We start from the raw sequence: 5,762 nt of genomic DNA on the forward strand, positions 1-5,762 counted from the left end.
CGCCGCGGCGGCGCACACCGGGGCGGACCCCGCCGCGCCCGGTGTGCCGGGGGCGGCGACCCCGCAGCCCGCCCTGCTCTACCGCTCGGGAACCAAGGTCCGGGCGAATACCGGGGTGCCCGGGGTACCGGACGTCTCCGCGCTCTCATGGCTGGTGGCCGACGCCCGCACCGGCGGGGTGCTCGCCGCACACAACGCGCACCGCAAGCTGCCGCCCGCCAGCACCCTGAAGACCCTGTTCGCCCTCACCGTGCTGCCGGCCCTTCCGCGCGGCATCCGGCACACGGTCCGCGAGAAGGAGCTGGCCGGGATCGGCTCCGGCAGCAGCCTGGTCGGAGTCGCCGAGGGCCGCACGTACCGGGTCGCCGACCTGTGGCGCGGGGTGTTCCTCAACTCCGGCAACGACGCCGTGCACGTGCTCGCCGAGCTCAGCGGCGGCTGGCGCTCCACGGCCGCGCGGATGCAGGCCAAAGCCCGTGCCCTCGGCGCCCACGACACGCGGGTGGTGTCGCCGGACGGGTACGACATGCCCGGCCAGGTGTCCTCGGCCTACGACCTCGCGGTGTTCGGCCGGGCAGGGCTGCGCAACGCGGAGTTCGCCCGGTACTGCGGCACGGTCGAGGCCAGGTTCCCGGACCGCGGCGGACGGTCGTACCCGATCCGCAACACCAACCGGCTACTGACCGGGGACGACGGGGTGGGGCGGTATCGAGGGCTGATCGGTGTCAAGAACGGCTACACCAGCAAGGCCGGCAACACACTCGTCGCCGCCGCCCGCCGGGGCGGGCGCACGCTCGTCGTGACGGTGATGAACCCTCAGTCGGGCGGTGGCTTCGCCGTGTACGAGGAAGCCCGTGAGCTGCTCGACTGGGGCTTCGCCGCCGCCGGGCGAGTGGAGCCGGTGGGATCGCTCGACGCACTCCGGGCAAGGCCCCGCTCCGGCCCGACCGCGCTGCCCGCGGCCGTGCCGCCCGCCAGGGACGCCGAGCCTCGTTGGCCGCGGACGGGGGCGATCGCCGGTGCCGCCGTGCTCGGTGCCGGTGCCGTCGCGCTGGTGCTGCGGGGCAAGGTCGTCGCCACGAAAGGGAGTTGACCGACGTGCAGCCGCAACAGGAGTCCGAGCGTGATCCAGGTGTAGGCGTTGCCGCCGAGGAATCCGCCGACGCCGGACGCGTCGTCGAACCACAGCCAGACCACGCTGGTGCACAGCACGGCGTACAGGGCTCCCGCGATCCGGGGGTGCCCGGCGCGGACCAGGACCGCGAAGGACGGCAGCAGCCAGACCAGGTGGTGCACCCAGGTGATCGGGCTGACCAGGCAGGCGGTCAGGCCGGTGAGGGCGAACGCGGTCGTCCACTCCCCCGCGGCGACCGCCCGGCGGGCGCGGAACGCCCACACGCACAGGACCAGGAGGACCGCCGCGGCCCACACCGCGCGGTCCGGTTCACCCAGTCTGGCCAGGATCCCTTGCAGCGACTGGTTGGAGACGTAGTCCGCACGCCCCACCCGGGTCGTGTCCCACATCGCCTCGGTCCAGTAGAAGCGAGACGCGTCGGGCGCCACGCAGGCCGCGAGCGCCGTCGCCGCGGCGGTGACGGCGCTCGCGACCGCGGCGGCCCGCCAGCGCCGGGCGAGCAGCAGCAGCCCAACGAAGATCGCGGGCGTGAGTTTCACCGCGGCGGCGAGACCGATCCCGACTCCCGCCCAGCGGTCCCGGCCGGTGGCGAGCAGCCGGGCGTCGGTGAGGACGAGAGCCAGCAGCAGGAGGTTCACCTGACCGAAGCTGATGGTGTCGCGCAACGGTTCGAACAGCGCGAGCGCACAGGCGCCCAGGGCACTGCCGTACCAGCCGTAGCGCCGCCAGGCAGGTCCCGTGAGGATGCGCAGCACCACTGCCAGGGCGGCGAGGTCCAGCAGCAACGTGACGGCGATCGCGGCGCGCAGATCGACCATCGCCATCGGCAGCATGGCGACGGCCGCGAACGGCGGATAGGTGAAGCCGTACGCCGTCCCGGGCACCCGGTAGTCGTAGATCCGTCCGCCGTGGTGGACCCAGCTGTCCACGGCCCCGTGGTAGACGCGCAGGTCGAACCAGTCGCGCAGCAGCGGCACGGTCGCGGTGAACACGGTCACGACGGCGGCGAGAACGAGCACGAACAGCAGCCGTGCTCGGTCGGTGCGGGCCGGCATCATGCCGCACGCCCCGGCGCCGCGACGGGTGCCTGTGCCGGTGCCGCCTGATGGACCTGCCACAGGACGACCATGGCGAGCAGAGCGCCGCAGACCGCCAGGACCAGTTGCCCGGTGTCGGCCGGGCCGCCGCTGGGCAGGGTGGCGAGCGCGAGCACACCCGTCACAGCGGCCACCCGGTGCCGCACCGGGGCGCTGGGCGCGGCGGCGGCGATGAGGAACAGTGCCCACAGGGCGTACCAGGGCCGGATCGCCGGCCCGAGGGCGGCCACGGCCGCCAGGCTCAGTCCCAGCGCGTACACCGGCCGAGGACGCAGCCGCAGCCATATGACGAGGACGCCGACCACGGCCGCCACGACCCCGAAGGCGTGCCACACCGGGATCGCCAGGGGTGCCAGGTCGCTGCCGAGCCGCTCCAGCAGCGCCCGGGTCGCGCGGCCGAGCAGACTGGTCAGGGCCCAGTTCTGCGACGAGACGGGGGTGTCGAGGGCGCCTACCCAGCCGTATCCCGTGCCGGCGACGGCGGTCGCGGCGACCGTGGTGGCCGACGCGGCGAGCGCGGTGGTGACGACGGCCCGCGTACGGCCGTGGCCCGCCCGCACCTGGAGGACGACGACGGCGGCGAGTCCGAGTACGGCGGGTGCCTTGACCAGCGCGGCAAGGGTGACGAGGACGGCGCCCAGCGCCGGCCACCGGCCCACGGCCGCGACCAGGCCGGCGCCGAGCAGACCGAGCATGATGGCGTCGTTGTGGGCGCCCGCGACCAGGTGCAGCAGAACCAGCGGGTTCAGGGCGCCGAGCCAGAGCGCGGCGGCCGGGTCGGCGCCGCTGTGCCGGGCGAGCCGGGGCAGCGCGGCGGCCATCAGTCCGACGCCGAGCAGCGCGAGGAGCCGCATCCCGAAGACACCGGCGGGCAGTTCACCCCGCGTCAGTCCGGACAGTGCCGAAGCCACGCCGAGGAAGACCGGGCCGTACGGGGCGCCGGTGTGCCGCCACAGCGGGGAGACCTCGGCGGCCAGCGGACCGCCGAGCCGGGCGGGGCCGTGCGCGTAGACGTCCATGTGGGCGTCGACCATGGCGCCCTGCGCGAGGTAGCTGTACACGTCACGGCTGAACAGCGGGGGCGCGAGCAGCAGCGGTGCAGCCCAGATCACCAGGACCCCCGTCACCGCGCGCGGGCCGGGCGGCTCCGATCCGTGGATGAGCCGCCCGAGCAGAGCCCAGGCCGCGATCAGCAGGACGACACCGAAATACGCGCCGACCAGGCCGAACACGGCGTGCGCCGAGGTCGGAGCGAGGAGTTCACGCACCGGCAGGGCTCCGGCGCTCTCACCTCCCGCCGCGAGAAAGGCGGTTCCGGCCAGGCCGAGTACCTGGCAGCGGCGGAGATCGACGGGAAAAGCCGTGGCCAACACTCGCGAAGCGTGTCAACGCCGGGTGGCCGGAAAGCAACGTACCCGTCTCCGGGTGGGGGCCCGTGCGTGACCGGCATGTGAGGAGCCGCCGCTGAGGGTTCGCGGACTGGAGCCGGTCAGAACACCGACACTCCCGTCAGGGTCGTGAAGCGGTCCAGGGCCGCGACCCCGGCCACCGAGTTGCCGCGCTCGTCCAGCCCCGGGCTCCACACGCACAGCGTGCAACGCCCCGGAACCACCGCGATGATGCCGCCGCCCACACCGCTCTTGCCGGGCAGGCCCACCCGGTAGGCGAACTCACCCGCCGCGTCGTACGTCCCGCAGGTCAGCAGCACCGCGTTGACCTGCTTGGCCTGGCTCTGGGTGAGCAGCCGCGTGCCGTCGGCGCGCACGCCGTGCCGGGCCAGGAACGTGGTGGCCAGGGCGAGGTCGGCGCAGGAGGCCCGGAGGGAGCACTGGCGGAAGTACTGGTCGAGCAGCACCGGGACCGGGTTGCCGATGTTGCCGTACGACGCCATGAAGTGGGCCAGGGCGGCGTTGCGGTCGCCGTGCGCGGACTCGGAGGCGGCGACCTCCTTGTCGAAGTCCAGGGTGGGGTTGCCGGACTCCGAGCGGAGGAAGTCGAGCAGTTCGCCGGTCGCGTCGCCGGTACGGGTGTGGAGGCGGTCGGTGACCACCAGCGCGCCCGCGTTGATGAACGGGTTGCGCGGGATGCCGTTCTCGTACTCCAGCTGGACCAGGGAGTTGAAGGGGTTGCCGGAGGGCTCGCGGCCCACGTGTTCCCAGAGTTGGTCGCCCTCGCGGGCCAGGTCCAGGGCGAGGGTGAAGACCTTGGTGATGGACTGCGTGGAGAACGGCTCCCGCCAGTCGCCCACCCCGTACACCGTGCCGTCCAGTTCGGCCACGGCCATGCCGAAACTGCGCGGGTCGCAGGCCGCGAGCGCCGGAATGTAGTCGGCGGGCCGGCCGCGGCCGGGGGTCCGTTCGATCTCGGCGGCGATGCGCTCCAGGACCGGTTGGAACTGCGAGGACATGAGCGTCATCATGCCGCACGCATGTCTCGGGAGCGTCTCCGGGTCTCCGTGGGATCTGCGCCGGCCGTTCCAGGACGCGGCCCGGTCCCGTGTGCGCCAGCGGGAGTGCTACCGGCAGGACGCCAATCAGGCATGTCGTGAGCCGAACTCCGCGTGCAAATCCTCCGATCCCGGGCTCGCACGTCAGGGTGCAAGTCTGCGGCCTCCACGCATCGGGGTCCGCGCGGCCATCGAGCAGACAGGAGCGATGTTGCGCCAGCGGAACGAAGGCGACGGAGCCACCGGCTTGCGGCGGCAGGCCGACAGGAAGAGCACCTGGGCGGTCGCCGGGCTGCTGCGGCGAAGCACCACGGCCGGCCTGTGCGCGACCGCGGTGCTACTGGCCGGGTGCGGCATGCCCACCCCGTACGTGCCCCTGCTGGAGAGCCCGGGGACCTTCGACGCGTCGGCCGTGCTGATGCAGGGCAACGACTACCACAGCTCGGGAGACTGGGCCCTGCTGTGGGGCGGGCGCGAGTACACCGACATGGCCACCTGGCGCCAGGAGACGAGTCAGGAGGCGGGTGAGCGTCCGGGTGGTGCCCACCGGCACGGCCGTTTTTCCGACGATGAGGCTGTCGCGGGTGAGGAGCGGTGCCAGACCGTCGACGACCGCCTCGACATGGCGCAGGTCGGCGGCGAGGGAGTCGGCGCGTTGCGGTGTGCCGACGCACACGAAGTGCACGTCGGCGAAGTGGGCGGCCTCCTGCAGGGAGGTGGTGAAACGCAGCCGCCCGGCACGGGTGTTCCTGATGAGGATCTCCGGCAGGCCGGGTTCGAAGAAGGGCGCCCGGCCCGCCGCGACCGCGGCGATCTTCCCGCTGTCGGTGTCGACACCCAGGACGTCGTGTCCGATGTCCGCCATGCACGCGACGTGCACGGCTCCGAGGTAGCCCGTACCGATGACGGTCAACCGCATTGGAGTGTCAGATCGCCCGTATCGTGCCGCTGCCGGCGAGCACCTCCGGACGCAGGAGATCCGCCAGGCGCTCGGCCGGCAGCAGACCCTTCTCCAGCACGAGTTCGGCGACGCCCCGGCCGGTGGCGAGGGCCTCCTTGGCGATGTCGGTGGCCGCGGTGTAGC

General features: G+C 73.2%; 3 protein-coding genes and 3 pseudogenes. 1 reads left to right on the top strand and 5 read right to left on the bottom strand.

Features of this window, described 5'->3' with window-relative positions:
- Positions 1-178: 178 nt before the first annotated feature.
- A pseudogene (locus ACWBNA_RS47585) lies at positions 179-757 on the top strand (D-alanyl-D-alanine carboxypeptidase family protein); the annotation flags it as partial.
- Positions 758-816: 59 nt separating this feature from the next.
- Here ACWBNA_RS47585 and ACWBNA_RS47590 read toward each other — a convergent pair.
- The 5 genes and pseudogenes from ACWBNA_RS47590 to aspA form a co-directional block, all read right to left on the bottom strand.
- Complete coding sequence (locus ACWBNA_RS47590) at positions 817-2,193, bottom strand: glycosyltransferase 87 family protein (RefSeq protein ID WP_482710844.1); 1,377 nt, start codon at positions 2,191-2,193, stop codon at positions 817-819.
- Complete coding sequence (gene mptB, locus ACWBNA_RS47595) at positions 2,190-3,605, bottom strand: polyprenol phosphomannose-dependent alpha 1,6 mannosyltransferase MptB (RefSeq protein ID WP_482710842.1); 1,416 nt, start codon at positions 3,603-3,605, stop codon at positions 2,190-2,192. Before mptB ends, ACWBNA_RS47590 begins: the two co-directional genes overlap by 4 nt.
- A gap of 116 nt (positions 3,606-3,721) precedes the next feature.
- Complete coding sequence (locus ACWBNA_RS47600) at positions 3,722-4,651, bottom strand: glutaminase (protein WP_482710843.1); 930 nt, start codon at positions 4,649-4,651, stop codon at positions 3,722-3,724.
- Positions 4,652-5,171: 520 nt separating this feature from the next.
- Positions 5,172-5,597 (bottom strand): annotated as a pseudogene (locus tag ACWBNA_RS47605) (NAD(P)-binding domain-containing protein); the annotation flags it as partial.
- Between the two features lie 7 nt (positions 5,598-5,604).
- A pseudogene (gene aspA / locus ACWBNA_RS47610) lies at positions 5,605-5,762 on the bottom strand (aspartate ammonia-lyase); the annotation flags it as partial.

It is taken from the genome of Streptomyces sp. Q2, assembly GCF_056820935.1.

Excerpts from the sequence above, each read along its gene's own strand:
- ACWBNA_RS47590 (WP_482710844.1), bottom strand. The coding sequence starts at position 2,193 with ATGATGCCGGCCCGCACCGACCGAGCACGGCTGCTGTTCGTGCTCGTT.
- ACWBNA_RS47600 (WP_482710843.1), bottom strand. The coding sequence starts at position 4,651 with ATGATGACGCTCATGTCCTCGCAGTTCCAACCGGTCCTGGAGCGCATC.